The sequence below is a fragment of the Borborobacter arsenicus genome (genome assembly GCF_003934165.1).
GTDB lineage: Bacteria > Pseudomonadota > Alphaproteobacteria > Rhizobiales > Rhizobiaceae > Pseudaminobacter > Pseudaminobacter arsenicus.
Window position 1 is genome coordinate 150,315 of sequence record NZ_RKST01000006.1, and the last position, 17,490, is coordinate 167,804.

At 61.9% G+C, this 17,490-nt stretch carries 6 protein-coding genes, 1 tRNA gene, 1 pseudogene and 1 CRISPR repeat array (1 of these 9 cut by a window edge); all 8 genes and pseudogenes read right to left on the reverse strand.

The window, feature by feature from the left end; all coding sequences use genetic code 11:
* Positions 1-2,087: a CRISPR direct-repeat array (repeat unit 36 nt; unit sequence GTTGCCGCTGGACCGCGTTTTCTGAACTGCTAAGCT) (it extends 129 nt beyond the left edge of the window).
* Positions 2,088-2,183: 96 nt separating this feature from the next.
* Positions 2,184-2,999 (reverse strand): annotated as a pseudogene (cas1, locus tag EET67_RS11455) (type II CRISPR-associated endonuclease Cas1); the annotation flags it as partial.
* A 57-nt stretch (positions 3,000-3,056) separates the two neighbouring features.
* Positions 3,057-6,350, reverse strand: a complete 3,294-nt coding sequence (cas9, locus tag EET67_RS11460) for a type II CRISPR RNA-guided endonuclease Cas9 (protein ID WP_128626311.1) — start codon at positions 6,348-6,350, stop codon at positions 3,057-3,059.
* 805 nt (positions 6,351-7,155) lie between these two features.
* Positions 7,156-7,240 (reverse strand) — tRNA-Leu (locus EET67_RS11465).
* Positions 7,241-7,356: 116 nt separating this feature from the next.
* Complete coding sequence (locus EET67_RS11470; RefSeq protein WP_128626312.1) at positions 7,357-7,977, reverse strand: 2,3-bisphosphoglycerate-dependent phosphoglycerate mutase; 621 nt, start codon at positions 7,975-7,977, stop codon at positions 7,357-7,359.
* A gap of 47 nt (positions 7,978-8,024) precedes the next feature.
* Positions 8,025-8,837, reverse strand: a complete 813-nt coding sequence (gene dapB / locus EET67_RS11475; protein ID WP_128626313.1) for a 4-hydroxy-tetrahydrodipicolinate reductase — start codon at positions 8,835-8,837, stop codon at positions 8,025-8,027.
* Positions 8,834-10,693, reverse strand: coding sequence for an ABC transporter ATP-binding protein (locus EET67_RS11480; protein ID WP_128626314.1), 1,860 nt, complete (start codon positions 10,691-10,693; stop codon positions 8,834-8,836). Before EET67_RS11480 ends, dapB begins: the two co-directional genes overlap by 4 nt.
* A 144-nt stretch (positions 10,694-10,837) precedes the next feature.
* Entirely contained in the window at positions 10,838-15,430 is a 4,593-nt protein-coding gene (locus tag EET67_RS11485) for a translocation/assembly module TamB domain-containing protein (protein WP_128626315.1), read from the reverse strand.
* Positions 15,427-17,289, reverse strand: a complete 1,863-nt coding sequence (locus EET67_RS11490; RefSeq protein ID WP_128626316.1) for an autotransporter assembly complex protein TamA — start codon at positions 17,287-17,289, stop codon at positions 15,427-15,429. Before EET67_RS11490 ends, EET67_RS11485 begins: the two co-directional genes overlap by 4 nt.
* Positions 17,290-17,490: the final 201 nt, after the last annotated feature.

A 17,490-nucleotide genomic window follows, 5' to 3' on the forward strand; every position in this document is an offset into this window, starting at 1 on the left:
CGAGTTGCCGCTGGACCGCGTTTTCTGAACTGCTAAGCTGTGCCGAACCGCAATCATCGAACCGCTGGCGTTGCCGCTGGACCGCGTTTTCTGAACTGCTAAGCTAGCCGGGAAATAGACAACCGGTTGCCGACCTGTTGCCGCTGGACCGCGTTTTCTGAACTGCTAAGCTATTGGTGTAACGGTGAACAACTCGCCTTCAGGTTGCCGCTGGACCGCGTTTTCTGAACTGCTAAGCTTCCGTGTAGGCGTTGCCGTCTATGGCAACGGTTGCCGCTGGACCGCGTTTTCTGAACTGCTAAGCTCCGTTGCGTACGGCGTGCCGTGTCCCTCTTGTTGCCGCTGGACCGCGTTTTCTGAACTGCTAAGCTGCCCAATGAGGCAGTAAATAGATACGTACTGTTGCCGCTGGACCGCGTTTTCTGAACTGCTAAGCTCGCCTATGCCCTGACAGTCAATAGCAACGTGTTGCCGCTGGACCGCGTTTTCTGAACTGCTAAGCTCAGCCCGCCGGTACGGTTTATGGCACCGGCGTTGCCGCTGGACCGCGTTTTCTGAACTGCTAAGCTTCTGTTCATCAGTTCACCTTTTGCGCTTCCGTTGCCGCTGGACCGCGTTTTCTGAACTGCTAAGCTAGGTCCTCTGCGCGCCTACCGTTCCTATCTGTTGCCGCTGGACCGCGTTTTCTGAACTGCTAAGCTGGGCGATCTGCTCTGCCGTGACGATGCCAGGTTGCCGCTGGACCGCGTTTTCTGAACTGCTAAGCTAGGTCGACGAGGCGGTCGTCTTCCGGCGCCGTTGCCGCTGGACCGCGTTTTCTGAACTGCTAAGCTCATCGCGCCGAGCGCATAGGTCCGCGGTTGGTTGCCGCTGGACCGCGTTTTCTGAACTGCTAAGCTAGGTCGACGAGGCGGTCGTCTTCCGGCGCCGTTGCCGCTGGACCGCGTTTTCTGAACTGCTAAGCTCATCGCGCCGAGCGCATAGGTCCGCAGTTGGTTGCCGCTGGACCGCGTTTTCTGAACTGCTAAGCTCAACGCCGACAAGCTGAAAGTCGCCGTCAAGTTGCCGCTGGACCGCGTTTTCTGAACTGCTAAGCTGTTCCCGCAGAGACGCAAAAAGCCCGTCCAGTTGCCGCTGGACCGCGTTTTCTGAACTGCTAAGCTCAAGGCCGAATTGTGGAAGTATATCGATCAGTTGCCGCTGGACCGCGTTTTCTGAACTGCTAAGCTGGCGTTTTCCTCATCTGACTTATTCGGATCGTTGCCGCTGGACCGCGTTTTCTGAACTGCTAAGCTATGCCGCAAGGCTGACCGCTGGCCCGGATAGTTGCCGCTGGACCGCGTTTTCTGAACTGCTAAGCTTTCGATGAAATCTTGAACAAGGCAAAGAACGTTGCCGCTGGACCGCGTTTTCTGAACTGCTAAGCTGTCGCCGATCATCTGCCGTGCTTCGCGATAGTTGCCGCTGGACCGCGTTTTCTGAACTGCTAAGCTGCCGGCCGCGCGGGTACCGTCCGGCCGCAGTTGCCGCTGGACCGCGTTTTCTGAACTGCTAAGCTGCCATACTTCATCGGCATCAGATCGCCAAAGTTGCCGCTGGACCGCGTTTTCTGAACTGCTAAGCTGCGCGGCATGGGCGGTGTCCTGCAGTGGCTGGTTGCCGCTGGACCGCGTTTTCTGAACTGCTAAGCTAGGCTCGATCCGTGATGACTGGGCGCTTTCGTTGCCGCTGGACCGCGTTTTCTGAACTGCTAAGCTTCGCACGCGCCACGGGCGCCTCCTGGCTTTGTTGCCGCTGGACCGCGTTTTCTGAACTGCTAAGCTTCTGCGAAGCCTATGGTCAGCCGCTTCGCCGTTGCCGCTGGACCGCGTTTTCTGAACTGCTAAGCTAATTCACCGCCCAACGCGTGTTCAAGCGGTGTTGCCGCTGGACCGCGTTTTCTGAACTGCTAAGCTATTGTGCGGCACATCATGAAGGCCGCGCCTGTTGCCGCTGGACCGCGTTTTCTGAACTGCTAAGCTCGGCAAGGGTGTGCTGAAAGGCACCAATCGGTTGCCGCTGGACCGCGTTTTCTGAACTGCTAAGCTGCTTGTTGCCGATGCCGATGAGCAGCTTGCGTTGCCGCTGGGCAGTGCGACCGAGACACTGCCTGTCTCGAAGCTGGTGGCAACCGAGTGGACGAAACGCTGGACCTGGACACCGAGCGGCGAGACGGTGCCGTCACCATTCTCCAGATCGAGCGTGGTGATTGCCGTCAGCTCACGCTTGGCCTCGCTCGTCACCTCGACATTTCCTTGGGCGACCATTCCAAGCACGATGCGATCAACCAGCGGCCGGTAGGGCTCCATCAGGTCATCGGAAAGCGCAAAGGCATTGGCCCGGTTGGCATGGAACACACCGATGGTCGGATGCAAACCGGCCGCACAAACCGCCCGCGAGACTGCGGCCCGCAGCACGGTATAACCATAGTTCAAGAGCGCGTTGGCGCCGTCTGCGGTGCGATCACGCGAAAAATCCGGTCCGAACAAAGCCTTCCAATAGCGCCTTGCGGCCTGCGCCTCGATATTGTCGGGATCGCCCGAACGCACCTTGCGAGCCAGGAGATCAAAAGCGCCAGCCTCCTTTCCCGCCAAGGACAGGACATGACCCTGCATGCGTATCTTGGCCGCCACGATCTGACGCCAGATCTGCTTGCCGAGCGGGCGGGAAGCGCCAATCTGCGCACGCATGCGCGCGCCCTGCTGGTAATGGCCCTGCATGGGCCAGACACAGGCGACCGGTGCGTGATTTGTGCCGCAGATCACGATCGGAACCGCACGCTCGGACAGGCGCAGCATGACCGAATTGGACCAGCTCGTGCCATGGGCATGCACGATCAGCGCGCTGATATCATCAAGCGCGATACGCCCTTTTTCCTCGCCCGCCTCGCTTACGGTCAGAAAGCCGCGATGCGTAGCAAGGAAAAGCCCATCGGTTTCAATATCGACCACACGCTCCATAATTGTATGATAATATATATACAATCACTAGGTGCACAGAAGATATGTATTTTGTGGTTAATCTCCCAGCCTCGCCTTTCTCTCCAGCCGGGTCTCCCGGTCCTGCGGGCCGGGATCGAACACTCGCCCGGTCCCATCGACACGGAGCTGGCGCGCGCCGATCTCACGCAGCCCACTGGCCGCCTTCGAAAAATATTTGAACGGGTCGTCCTTATCGGCATCCCGTGCCTTCAATGCGCCGGCCTCGTTATGCCCGGCAAGATAAATCTGGCCGGCCGTACTGAATTTGACGACACGGCCGATCGTCAGTCCGTCCTTCGGGTGTTCATAGGCCACCATGTCGTTCTGCTTCAGGCTCAGGACCTTGCGTGCAGCCGGATGCGGCCTGGCGGCCTGAGGGTCCCGGTCGGGCCGGTGGGCGTCGAACATGGTGACGACATCGGCGACCCATTTGCCGTCCGGCAATTCCCACACGTCGTAGCGGAAATTGGCGTCGCCCTTATAGCCCTTGTAGGCGCGGCCCTCTTTGTCGCGGATCGGGATGACTGACAGGGATTCGGTCAGCCGCACATGGCGGATCCGATGGAATTTCTGGTCGGTCTTGCGAAAATAGTCGAGCGCCGCAGCAAACTCCCTGCCGGTCAGGCCGCTGGTGGCGGAATAGAGGCGGCGACGCAACTCATCATCGCGGATGTTAGGGATGTCCTTGTCGGTGAGCGACAGGAAGGGCTTGCGCCGTACCACGATGGTGTTTCCCCGCGCGTCACATTCGCCGGTGATGCCATAGGCGGTGTCGTTATGAAGCTGACCGGCGGTGCGCCCGTTTTCACCGGGCTTCGGCAGCGTGCCGTGGTCGGGCTTATGGCTGACGACGATCCGCTCGACCATGGCCTTGAGGTCGTCGCGGAAAGTCGGCCACGGTTCGGGAATATCCGCAACCGTTTCCTCCAGCGCGATCGTCTCGCGCAGGGCCGCCTGGGTGGAGATCTTTTGCAGCAGGCTGCGCGTGGTGACGCCGACCACGGCGGCGTCAATGGCATGATGGCGATGATCCTTGCGGTTCTTGGCCTGCGCGGTGCCAGCGAAATTGTGATCCGGCAGGATCGAGTTCAGCCCCCAATTGCGCCGCAGCATCTCGGTCAGGCGGCCTGGAATGACGCGGACATGCCGGCGGCGCTTCAGCACACCGTCGCCATCGGCTTCCTCGGCGGGATAAAGCGCGACAAGATATTCATGCGCCAGGCGTGACAGATACTGTGTGTCCGTCAATTGCCGGGCAAGAAAGTCCTCCTCGTCCTGATATTTTTCCATCGCGTCGCGGGCAAAGCGCCAACGCTTGTTACGCGGCAGGCGGTTGGCACGTTCCAGGATCGCGTCGTAATCGCTCGCCCATTCGGCCACCTCGGCCGGCGCGCGATCGCGTTTGACGCGATTGGCCTCGACCACGCAGAGGATGCGGTTTGCCTGGCTGTCATCGAGCGTGCGCGACCAGGGCAGGATATGATCGACATCGACGGCGCCGGAAAACAGCATGCGGATGCCGATCGGCCTGCCGGTATAGATGCAGACGCGGTCCTCCGGATTGTCCGGGTTGAGTTCCTCCCACAGCTTCAGCAGGTTGCGATTGTGGCCATTGTCCTTCTGGCCGAGTTCGCGCAGCTTTTCAGAGCGCTTTGCGGCGGCACGCGTGTTTTCACCGATCTTGCGGTTGACTTCGGCTTTCTCTTTTTCGTTAAGCTTCAAGTCCCGGGCAAGCTCGATGGCGATCTGCTCCGGCTTGCCATATTGCCGGATGAGCCCGTTCACCACCTGTTGCATCTGGTTCAGCGCGATGTGCACCGTCGGGTTGGTGATGCGCCCCTTGGCGACGTCGTAAGGGTCGTCGGGCTCGCCGGTACCCGGCGGAATGCGACGCTCCAGAATTTCCTGGTATTTGGGCAGCCGATCAAGATCACCATCCGTGGGCGCCAGGGCATGATCGTAGCCTGCCCGCTTTGCCGCTTCCGCCTCGGGAATCACGTCGGCTTTCAGTTCCTCCAGCATCGACGATATAGCCGTCAGGCCCAGCCGGCCATAGCCGTCGGGTAGATGGATGCTCGCCACCACCTCGGCCGCATCGTCCGGAACACCGTAGGTTACGACCAGCCATTCATGCAGGGAAAGCGGATCTTCCTGCTCGCGCAGTTGATCGATGACCGTCCATTGCTCGTCAGTGGAGAAGGTCGCCCAGCGATTGCCGAACGCCTTCTTGTCCGACAACGCCGCATTAACCTCGTCGCCGATCATGTCGACGCGATTGTCGGTTTCCTTGTTGAAGCGAAATTCCGAACCAGAAAGTTTGAGGGTCTTCCTGAGCGTTTTATAGGTTGTCTTCCGAATACCTTTAAGCTGCCGCACCAAGGTATCACGCTCATCGAGCGTCAGCTTGCGGTGGGACTGGTCGGGCAACACGATTTCCAGCTCATTGACCTCCTTGTAGAGCCGGAATTGCTGGAACAGCGGATGCGCCTTGGGCAGACGGGTTTCAGCCGGATTGAAGCTGCATTTGCCGACAATGGCCGCCTTGAGGGGCCGCTGATAGAACATCACCCTGAACAGATGGCTGCGACGATCCTCCGTCAGCACCTCAGGGTAATATGGCTGCTGCATCTCCCAGATCGCATTGAATTCCTCTTCAAGCAGTTTGCGGACGGGATAGAAATCATAGGTAGTCTTTGAGTTTCTCCCGTCATCGGCGCCCTCCTCGCCGAGCGCGCCGCTACGCACGCGCACCCATTCGCCTTTGGCGCGCCGCATGGCCAGGAACTGGCCGAGCGTGCGGGCGCCGGCCTCCTGCATTTTTTCATGCAGCCGATTGGCCCCGATCTCGATGGCGCCCTTCTCGTTGCTTTTGCGATCCGCCTTGCGGTTCGACTTGAAGCCGCGGCGCTGGTTGAGGTGAAACAGCGCCCGGCCGATATGATGCAGCGGCAGCTTTTCCGACAGCGCCCGCGCCCGCAGATTGTAGACATCGGCAAGCGCTTGCTCGACCGCCTCCCGCGGGCTGCGATCACTGGTTTCGGCCAGCAGTTCCTTGCGCGCCTGCTGGTCGGCCGGCATCAGGCCATATTCGGTCAGCGTGCGCAGAACCGCCTTGCGCCGGCGCTTGTAGCGGTCACGCCGGCGCGCCATGCCACGCGCCACGCGACGCCCCTCGGCCAGCGAATTGCCGGATTTCGGCTCGCGGCCATCCGAGAAGATGCGTACAAGCATATGTTCTAAAGCGATGGGGCGCCCGTCAGTATCTAGCTTGAAAACACAGCCGCCTAGGCTGTTGGTTCCAATATCGAACGCAAATGCACGCTCTGTCATGTCGCCCCCTACCTTCACAATTGTTCGTATAATGCTTACTTTTTGGGGAACGTCAAATGAAGCTAATATAGTAAATGCGCCACCTATATAAGGCATATGAGTTTATGTAATTTGACAGGCGAAGCGACTCAGTAAATATTATCTACTATTGTGGGTGTCGTGCCGACTCTCCAGCGTCCACAGTTGAATGTGTCGACACGCCGTAACTCATAGTTACAACCCACAGAAGCGCTGCCTCCAACGCAGCGGAAGGCTACTTGAGGTGCATTCATGTCAGATTGACCAGAATGGGCCACCTATGTAGTTACTGTCAGACGGCGTCTTCTGATCTGCTGGGCGGATTCCTCCACAAGAGGAATCCGCCTCTGTTTTTATAGTCTCTCTCCTATTAAGTATTTACGCTTTGATTTTTGATTGTTGGATGATATGTACTAATTACTGCCTAGCAGTTCAGAAAACGCGGTCTGGCTGTTAACAAGCTTCGACAGCACCAAATAAGGCCCTCGCCACGGCGGGGGCTTTTTGGTTTTGCGGAGAACCCTTGGGGGGACGCCTCGTGCCTGTTTTGCTCAGGCAAAATTGTCGGCAATGTATGCGGAACGACATCATTTCGACGATGTTTGCGCCGGATGCCGGCATCGGCATGGCCGGCTCCGGGACCATGCCTGTCCTGTCTTCATCGCCGCAGGATTGCTGCCTGAGCCCAAGCAGATCGGTGTCGCTCGACACCCTGTCGCTCGCAGCCGTGATCTTCAATAAAGGGAGATAAGGGTGCGAGCCTGAATGAATCAGGCTCTGCGGATGATGGTGCCCAGAAGAGGACTCGAACCTCCACGCCTCGCGGCACACGGACCTGAACCGTGCGCGTCTACCAATTCCGCCATCTGGGCTGGTGGGCGCTGATGTAAGCGGGCAGCGTCACCGTGTCAACGCGCATTTTGCCGAAATACCATTTCAGGTCGAAGTTGAGACAAAATGGCCGCCTGCCAGCGCGGGGCCGGGAGCCTTACCCGGCCAGTACCTCTTTTGAAGCCACCGTCGAATCGGCGTTGAGCTTGTAGACAATGGGAACGCCGGTGCCGAGTTCCAGGTTGACGATCTCCTCTCCCGAAATCCCCTCCAGCGCCATGATCAGCGCGCGCAGCGAATTGCCATGGGCGGCGACCAGCACGGTTTCGCCGCGCAACACATGCGGCTGCATATCGTGCATGTAATAGGGCCATACGCGCGCACCGGTGTCCTTCAGGCTTTCGCCGCCGGGCGGGGGCGTGTCGTAGGAGCGGCGCCATATATGCACCTGCTCCTTGCCCCATTTTGCCCGCGCATCGTCCTTGTTGAGGCCGTTGAGGTCGCCATAGTCGCGCTCGTTCAGCGCCGCGTTGCGGATGGTCTCAAGATCGCCCTGGCCGGTGGCATCCAAAATGTACTGGCAGGTGTTCTGGGCACGCGTCAGCGCGGAGGTGAAGGCGATGTCGAACTTCAAGCCGCGCGCGGCAAGTTTCGCGCCTGCTGCCTTGGCCTCGGCGACGCCCCGCTCGGTCAGGCCGGGGTCGCGCCAACCGGTGAAAAGATTCTTCAGGTTCCATTCGCTCTGGCCGTGGCGCACGAGCACAAGGGTTCCGGTCATAACTTGCTCCTTGAAGGTGAAAGGGGAGGCTGGTCCGTCACGAGTCTTCAGGACAGGCCCAGCACGTCGTGCATGGAATAGAGGCCGGGTTTGCGGCCATGGGCCCAAAGGGCGGCCTTTACCGCGCCGCGGGCGAAGATCGAGCGGTCTTCCGAATTATGGGTAAGCGTCAGGCGTTCGCCGGCGCCGGCGAAGATGACCGAATGGTCGCCGACCACAGAGCCGCCGCGCAGCGTGGCAAAGCCGATCGAGCCCGCCTGCCGGGGGCCGGTATAGCCGTCCCTTACGCGCACGCTGTTGTCCGGCAGCTTGATGTCGCGGCCGGCTGCCGCCGCCTCGCCAAACATAAGCGCGGTTCCGGACGGAGCATCGACCTTGTGGCGGTGATGCATTTCGAGGATCTCGATGTCGAAATCGTCCGGCCCGAGCGCCCGGGCAGCCTGCTCCACCAGCTCTGCCAGCAGATTGACGCCAAGGCTCATATTGCCGGATTTGACTATAGTGGCGTGCCGCGCCGCGGCGGCTATGGCAGCGTCGTCTTCGGCCGAGAAACCGGTGGTGCCGATCACATGGACGATACGGGCCTGGGCTGCATAGCCGGCAAATTCCCGGCTTGCCGCCGGTGACGTGAAATCGATCACCCCATCAGCCTTGGCAAAGGCCGGAAGCGGATCGTCGGTGATCGGAACATTGACGATGCCGATGCCGGCCAATTCGCCGGCATCGCGCCCGACATAGGGCGAGCCGGGACGTTCGATTGCGCCCGCCAGCCGCGCACCCGGCATTGAATGGACCGTGCGGACCAGCGTCTGGCCCATGCGGCCGCCTGCCCCGACAATGACAAGACCCATATCGCTCATGCGGTTTTTCTCCGTGTCGGCCGTGCCGGCCCTGGAGCCTTGGCCGGGGGCTCCATCTGTTTCGTATCGTCCACCAGGCCGAGCCCCTTGCCGCTTTGCAGTCGGTGGAAGCGCGCATAGACGCCATGCGGATTGGTGATCAGTGCGTCGTGTGTTCCTTCCTCTACCAGCCGGCCCTCTTCCAGCACGATGATATGATCGGCATTGACCACGGTGGAAAGCCGGTGGGCAATCACGATGGTCGTGCGCCCTTCCATGACCGTGGCCAGCGCCTCTTGCACACGTGCTTCCGATTCATTGTCCAGCGCCGAGGTCGCTTCGTCGAGGAGCAGGATCGGGGCCTGCCGCACGATGGCTCGGGCGATCGAGATGCGCTGGCGCTGGCCACCCGACAGAGTCACGCCGTTTTCGCCAACCAGAGTATCATAGCCCTGCGGCTGCTGGCCGATGAACTGGTCGGCGGCAGCGAGATCGGCCGCCTGCCTGATCTCCCCATCATTCGCGCTTTCGCGGCCATAGCGGATATTATCGGCAATGGTCCCCTCGAAGAGATAAGGCTGTTGCGAGACATAGGCGATCGCGTTGCGCAGCGAGGCCTTGGTGACCTTGGATATGTCCTGTCCGTCGATGCTGATCGAGCCGCTATCGACATCGTAGAAGCCTTCGAGCAGTGCGGTGATGGTGGATTTGCCGGCTCCCGAGGCGCCGACAATGGCGGTGGTCTTGCCGGCCGCGGCGACGAAACTGATTTCGTTCAGCACGGGCAGGTCAGGCGCATAGGAGAAGGATACCCTCTCGAAGCGGACCTCGCCCTTGTCCACCTTCAGTTCGGGTGCCCCCGGTGCGTCGCCCTGCTGCGGCTCGATGTCCAGGATCTCATAGATCATCCGTGCATTGACCAGCGAGCGCTCGAGCCCGACCTGGAGGCGTGCGAGACGGCGGACGGGATCGTAGGCAAGCAACAGCGCCGTGATGAAGGAAACGGTCGAGCCCGGCAGCAACCCGCCATGGGTGGAGCGGTAGCCGGCATAGGCGATGACACCCGCCACGGCGAAACCGGCCAGCATTTCGGAAATCGGCGTCAATCGCTCCGACACGCGCGCGATCTTGTTGGAGCGCTCCTCGGCATGGTCGATGAGCTGGCTCATCTTGCGCGAAAGCTGGCTTTCCATGGTGAAGGCCTTGACCACCGACACGCCCTGAGTCGCTTCCTGCATGGAGCCTATCAGATGCGAATTGATCTCCACCGCCTGCCTTGTGACACGCCGCAGCCGCCGCATCAGATAGTTGACGGCATAGATGAGCGGCGGGCCGATAAGGAACGCGATGACCGACAGCAGCGGGTCCTGCATGACCATGACGGTGACCAGGGCCACCAGCGACACCAGGTCGCGCGCCACAGCCGTCAGCGTCATCGACAGCAGATCGCGGATGCCGCCGACATTCTGGTTGATCTGGGCGGCAAGATGGCCCGATCGCGTCTCGGTGAAGAAGCTGACATCGAGCTTCATCAAATGGTCGAACAATCGCCTCTGGTAGCGGGCGACCAGATTGTTTCCCACCTTGGCCAGGATGACGGCCTGCATATAGCTTGCCACGCCGCGAAGGGTGAAGGCCGCCAGGATCGATGCGCAGATCAGCACGATCAGGTCGCTGCGCTGGCGATAGAATATGTCGTCGATCACGTCGCGCATGATCCATGCGGGGTAGGCGGTCGTGAGCGCCACGGCGACCATGCAAACGGCCGCTATCGCATAGGACCCAACATATTCCCGGCCATTTTCGGCCAGAACGCGCCGAATCACGGCTACGATCTCGCCTCGATCGACTTCAGACTTTCTACGGCTGGAGCTCAAATTCTGGACCGTCTTGCGTTTCCGTTCGGGCGGGCATCGCCAAAGGTGACCCTATTAGACTGATCGCGCGGGCTTGCCTATGCCTGTGCAGGCGAAACTTCGACATCGCCAATTTATGCGCAGCCGTGCTTGCCGGAACAGGGTTCAATAATCTTTTTCGTAGAAGACGCCGAGGCTCGAATCGCCGCCGGAGCCGACCGCCCCGCGCGCCTTGAGATCCTCGGTGATATCGAGATTGATCGTACCGCGCGTCGTGCCCTGGGCGCCCGCCTCGACACCCAGATAGATATTATCCTGGATATAACGACCGGCACGCAGGGCCGCATTGCCCTCGCTATCGGTCACCACATCGAGATCATCCAGGCCGGTCGCGCCACGCAGGCTGCCGAGCAGCGAGGTGTTGGAGCCGCCGGCAAGCTCGGCGGCGGCCGCCGCAAGCTGGGCGATCTGGAAGGCCGACAATTCATTGATGCTGCGGTTGAAGATCAGGCGCGCCAGCACTTCGTCTTCCGGCAGTTCCGGCTGCGAGGAGAATTTCACGCTGATGTCGGAGGCCCTGCCGGTGACGGTGATGAAGACGGTGATGTCATTGCCGCCCGAACGCGCGACGAAGTTCAGGAACGGATCGAGGTCGCCCACCAGCGTTACCGTGCCCTCGTCGAAGGTGATGCGCTGGCCGAGAATGCCGAGGCGGCCACGGATGAGTTCAAAGCCCCCGACCGGGTGGATATCGGTGACCGGCCCGGTCAGCCGCACCGAGCCACCAAGCTCGGCATCGAGCCCACGCCCGCGCACGAATATGCGGGCAGGAGCGTTCACCGTCACATCGAGCCGCGCCACGCTCGGCCTGCTGGTCGGTGTCGGCGTGCCGTCGTCGGCACGTGCCCGTCTCAGCGTCGCCTGAACGCCTGCCGGGGCGTTGCGATGCTTGACGTCGAGGGCTGCAGCCCCGCCGGCAAAACTGTCCGGCACGGTGATCTCAGCGCGGCTGACGGTAATCGTGCCGGCAATCAGCGGGTCACGGGCCAGGCCGCCGGTGACAGTCAGCACACCGCCGACCGTGGCGACCACCAGATTGCCATCGGCATAGCGGGCATCGTTGAGAGTGATGCGCAGATCGGCAGGGAAAGCGGCGGCCGCGTCCAGCGATATGGTGCCGGCGGCTGCAACCGAACCGCCCGCAGCCAGATTGGCCGAGGCGTTGCGAAGCGTGACGCGATCACCGTCGATCGTGCCCATGACGGCGATGGAGCGCAGGCGGGTGTTGCTCTCGGGATCGATGAATTCCGCACCCTGTGTCGAGAACATTCCGTGAATGACGGGATTTTGAAGACTGCCGGAAACGGTGGCATTCGCCTGCAGCGTTCCGCTCACCTGCGCCCCGCGCTCGGCGAGGAACCGGTTGGCAAGCGCCAAGGGGGCTTCGCCGCGCACGGAAAGCTCCACGCCGGTGCCGGAAACCGGCAGGCGGCCACTGGCCGAGACGGATAGCCCTTGCGGCCCGTTGGCCTCGGCCGAAGACAGCGTCAGCACCCTGCCGGTGAAATTGCCTGTCGCGTTGATCTCAAGCGGTGCGGCACCTGCCGATTGAAGCGCTGCAGCACGCACCCCGGCGCCCCGCAGCGTAAAGGCTGCAGCCGGGTCGGCAAATGTACCTGTCAGCCTGGCCGTGCCCGACAATGTGCCGCCAAGCTCCTGGCCGGGGGCAACCGCGTTGAGGACTGCCAGCGGAAATGCTTCGAGGGCAACGTCGAGCGTCATAGCGCCCTTGTCGAGCGGCACCGCGCCGTTGACGGTGGCACGCAGGCCTTCCGGGCTGGTGACGGCGGCTTTCACATTGAGCCGGCTCGTGGTGGAAGTGCCCTCGGCGTCGAGGTTGATCGAGCGCAGCCCTGCCTGCCGCAATGCGGCGGCGGCAAGTGAACGGCCCTGTGCCGAAAAGCTTATATCGGGCTGGGCGCGGGTGCCGCCGATATTGGCCGTGCCGTTGAGGGTTCCGGCAAGCGCCAGATCGGGCTTGATCGTATTGGCGATCGCCAGCGGCAGATCCGTTATGTTCACGGCCAGGTCGAGCCGGTCGGCAATCTCTCCGCGTGCACTAACACGCCCGCCGCCCACATCGAGCAGCAAATTATCGATGCCGATCCTCTGGCCACGCATCTGGAGGGCGGCGGGCTCGACCAGCCGGGCTGCCAGATTGCCTTGCCGGACCTCCAAATCACGCAAGGCGAGGCGGTAACCGCCTTCGACGGGCGACAATGCTCCGGTGGTGGAAGCCGTGGTGCCGTTCTTCAGCGTCGCATCGGCGCTGAAATTGGTGGTCTGGAATTCCTGGCGGGCCGTCGCCTGCAAGGTGGCGATGTCGATGCCGGCAGCCGACACGTCGCTTGCGCCCAATGTGCCATTGGCGATGGGGACGTTGAAGATATCCTCCAGCGTGGCGTCGAGATTGGCCTTGCCGAGCCTGATCGTGTCGACCGCAACCCCGTTGGCATCGGCCCTGATGGCGGCGTTCTGCTTGCCGCCGCGATGGCTGAGGGCGATATCGGCATTGACGGCGCCGGTCGCCTCGCGAAGCAGCAGGGCAGCGGCGGTCGAGATGTCGGCGGCGTCGAGCACCAGCTTGCCCTCGATCAGCCCTTCCCTGGTCTGGGTCACGTCGCCCGTGATCTTCGCTCCACCGGCGGTAAATGCGAGGTCGCCGAGGCGCTTTTCATTTTCCGAAACGGCCAATGCCGATGCCAGTTCGACCCTGACGCCGTCGAGAAAGGCATTGCCGGTCAGCTGGCCGTTGAGGTCCTTGTCGCGCAGCGTGCCTTCAAAGCCGATCACCGCTTCCCGCAGCGTCTTGCCGACAAGAGAACCGGTGGGCACTTCGGCGCCGAAGGTCAGGCCGATGAGGCCATCGCTGCCGCTGGCGCGTCCCTTGGCCGCCAGCCTGCCGGCAGCTTTTTCCGACACCAGCGCCAGATCGCTGATTGCAAGATCGAAGTTGAAGTCGGACGCGCCGGTGGCGAAGCTGCCATCCGCCGTCACCTCGACCTGGTCGTTGAAGATGCGCAACTGGCGCGCCATCAGACCGGTTTCGCCGCGGGCGATGCCGCCGGTAATGCGGGTCTGGCCTTCCAGAAGATTGTCGGCGGCAGGGGTGCCTATGCCAAGACCGGTGGCGGTTCCGTCCAGCGCGAGGTCGAAAGCGCCGGTCAGCGGCTTCACCTCGCCCTTGGCGGCAAGATCGATGCCGCCGGACAGGTCTCGCCCGGCAAGGGCGGAGAAAGGTGCCAGCGCGCTTGCCTTGATGCCGATGTCGCCATTGAAGGCATATTCGGCAATATCGCCTTCCATCGACAGGCTGAGGCCGTTGGCGGCAAGCAGCGCCTTGGCCAGCTTGACCGGTTGCCCGGCCTGCCAGTCACCGCCGATGTCGAGGGTGACCCGGTCGCCAAGCGCTTCGGCGATATCGGCACGGGTGGCGGTGACGCCCGACGCACCGCCAGTGGCCGTAAACGTGATCCGGCGTTCCGCCGGCGTGGCGATGTTCTGCGCCAGACCCGAAAGAAGCACTTCCACCGACTTCGATGAAAAGGTTTCCGTCGAAAGATCGTCTATCTGGACCGAGCCGGTCCATTCCTCACCCGCGCTATCGCCGAAAGCGAGCTTCACGGCCGCGCGCTGCACAGTGTTTTCGCCCGGAAGCGGCAGAAGCACTTTCTCGGCCGTGCCATTGTCGACGCTGGCATCGAGCGTCAACCGCTGGAGGAAACCATCGGCTGTAGTTTGTGCCGCTGCCTTAACCTTGAGAGCCGCGCTTTGCAGGTCGAGATTGTCGAGGACCATTCCTCCGCCATCCTTGACGGAGCCGGCTGCCTGCAGCGTCGTATTGGTTCCAAAGAAAGAACGGAACCTCGGCGAGATCAGCCGTGCGATCGGGCCTTCGACATCGGCGTTGAAGGCAAGCCCGTCGCTTTGCCGGCGCAACCGGGTGGTGCCTGTCAGTACACGCTGGGCGTCGGCATCAAGGGTCAGAGCAAGGTCGAGCTCGGCAAGCGGCCCCTCTCCCTGCAAGGCGAGCGCCACCGGCGGGCGGCCCTCTATATTGAGGAGGTTGGCAACGACGCCATTTGCCGGTTCGTCGAGCTTGAGATCGAGATTGAGCACCTGGCTGGCATTGGCATAGGCGGCGGTCAGGGTGAGCTGGCCGCCTGGGCCATCCAGCCGTGTAACGTTAAGGGCGGTGTCGAGCGAGCCGCCGGCGAGTTGCAGCCGGCCGGTGATGGCCATTTCCGACGCCAACCCGAACACGTCTTCGCCGAAAGTGACATGCGGGATCTCGAGCGCGCCAAGCGAAATGGAAATCGGCAGTTCCGGCACCCGGAATCCCCCTGCCTCGGGAGCCGGCGCACTCTCGTCGGGCAGCGGCTTGCGCAACACGTCGATGCGATCGGCGGCGAGCGTGTCGATATTCAGCCGCCCCAGCAGCAGCGCGGAGCGCGTCCATACGATGCGTGCATTGGTGATACGCAGCCAGATTCCCTCCCGGTCGGCGATGGTGATCTCGCCGATGGTGGCATTGGAGGAGAGAGCGCCCTGGATATTGTTGATGCGTATCTGGCGGTTGGGGCTGGAAAGCTGATCCTCGACGAAGCCGACGAAATAGGAGCGGTCGGCCTGCTCGTCCTGCGCAAGGGCCGGCAGGGCAAGTAAGAAAAGGGCGATGGCCAGAAAGATCCGGGTCAAAACGCTTGTCCTATTCCGACATAGAAAGCGACGTCTGGGTCGCCGTCCCGCGGATCGAGCGGTACGGCCGCATCGAGCCGGATCGGTCCGAGACCGGTGAGATAGCGCAGGCCCCCACCCGCGCCCAGGCGCAGATCCTCCGAAAAATGCGGGAATGTGTCGGCCCCGACATAGCCGGCATCGATAAATCCGACGAGGCCTATTGTGTCGGTCACCCTGGCGCGCAACTCGGCAGAGCCCTCGATCAGGGAGCGTCCGCCTGTTATCGTGCCATCCGGGCCCGGCAAGCCGATATTGCGATAGGCGTAGCCGCGAACGGAACCACCGCCGCCGGCAAAGAACAGCTTGTCGGGCGCGATCTCGTCGATCGGCGCGCCGCCGATGCTGCCGATCTTCACGCGGCCCGCGGCGACGATGCGATCGTCTTCGCCGAAGCCGTAATAGGCGCGGGCCTCGGCGGTCATCCGCGCAGCGGCATTGCCGTAGTTGAATTCGTAGAAGGGTTCGAGCGTGGCTTCGAAATAATAGCCTTCCGTGGCGTCGACCTTGTTGTCGCGACTGTCATAGATAACGCCGCCAAGCAGGCCGATATTGGCGAATTCTCGTCTCCCGAAGACATCGTCATCGAAGCGCGAAACGCCGCCGGTGAGCAACAAGCGCGCTGAAAGCTCCGGCGTGAACATATGGGTGAAGCCGACTTCGGCATTGACCGAGGTGCGGGTATAGGGCTCCAGCACCTCCCGGTCGCCGATCAGCGAGGCGACGAAATCGGTGTCGGGCGTATAGACGCCCGGCTTCAGGAAGGTCGCCCCGATCCGGTAGGTGAAGTCGGCCGGGTCCAGGGTCTCGCCAATACCGGCGACCTTGGCTTCGAGACGAAGACGTTCGGCCCTGCCGAACAGGTTGCGGTGCAGCCAATAGGCTTCGAAGCCGGCACCATCCAGCGTGGAATAGCTGGCGCCGACGCCGAAACGCCGCGGCAGACGCTCCTGCACCACCAGGTTCATCGGCAGGAATCCGTCGGCGCCGATCTCGTCACCTTCCTGGAAGCGCATGGCGCGGAAGACGTCGAGCCGCCCCAGCCTTTTGGTGGCGCGGTCGAGATCGTCAGGATCATATTCCTGCCCCGGTTCGAGCCCCGTCATCCAGGCGATGAATTTCGGGTCGATCCGCTCGGTGCCCTCGACGGTGACAGGCGCATAATAGGCTTTGCGGCCGGGCTCTAGCGTCAGCGTAGCATCGACGATGTCGCGATCATGCGCTGCCTCGACGCTGCGGCTCGCCACCCTGGCCTTCGCATGGCCCTGCTGCCGCCAGGCCTCGACGGCGAGACGTTCTGCCTGCAGGATGACGCCGGAACGGGCAAGCTGTCCGGGCGCAAATCCCTCGTCCTCCGGCAGTTTCACCTCGTCACGGCGCGAAGATGGCGGCGGCGCTCGATTGACGATGCTGGTTTGCCCGAACAGGAATTCCGGGCCGGGGTCGATCGAGACATGAATGGCTGCCGGGTCGGGCAGAACGGTATCGGGCGGCAGGTCGGCAGCCTCACGCCCATCCACCAGTATGCTGATCGTGCCGCCATAGCGGCCTTCGCTGTAGAGTGTGGCCAACAGCCGGCGGTAGTCACCGCGCGCCTTGGCCAGAAGCCCGGCGGCGCCCGAAGCCGGCTTTTCGCGGTCCTTCCATAAGGTCGACGCACCCTTGAGCTTTTTTTCGATGTCGCTGTCTTCGCCCGAGACGGCGACATCGACCGAATAAGCTTGCGGATCACCAATCACCTCTTCGGCGTCGGCCTTCTTACCCTCGAAAAACTTGAGGCCGAACAGCTCGAACGCCGGTGCGGGCGCCAGAGCAACCATGCTGCTGACGAGACTTGTGCCTAAAAGCAGGCAAAGGCGCCGGGAAGTTTTAGATTTCGGAACTCTCACTCAAGCATCCTGGACGCGGTCAGATAGGCTTTGCGCAACAGTCCCGCACGCCGCACACTTAACTCCCGCCCCCGCAGAAGGGCCGCAATGTAGGGGATTGTCCGGCGATAGGGAAGCGCGAAGCCAGACGCC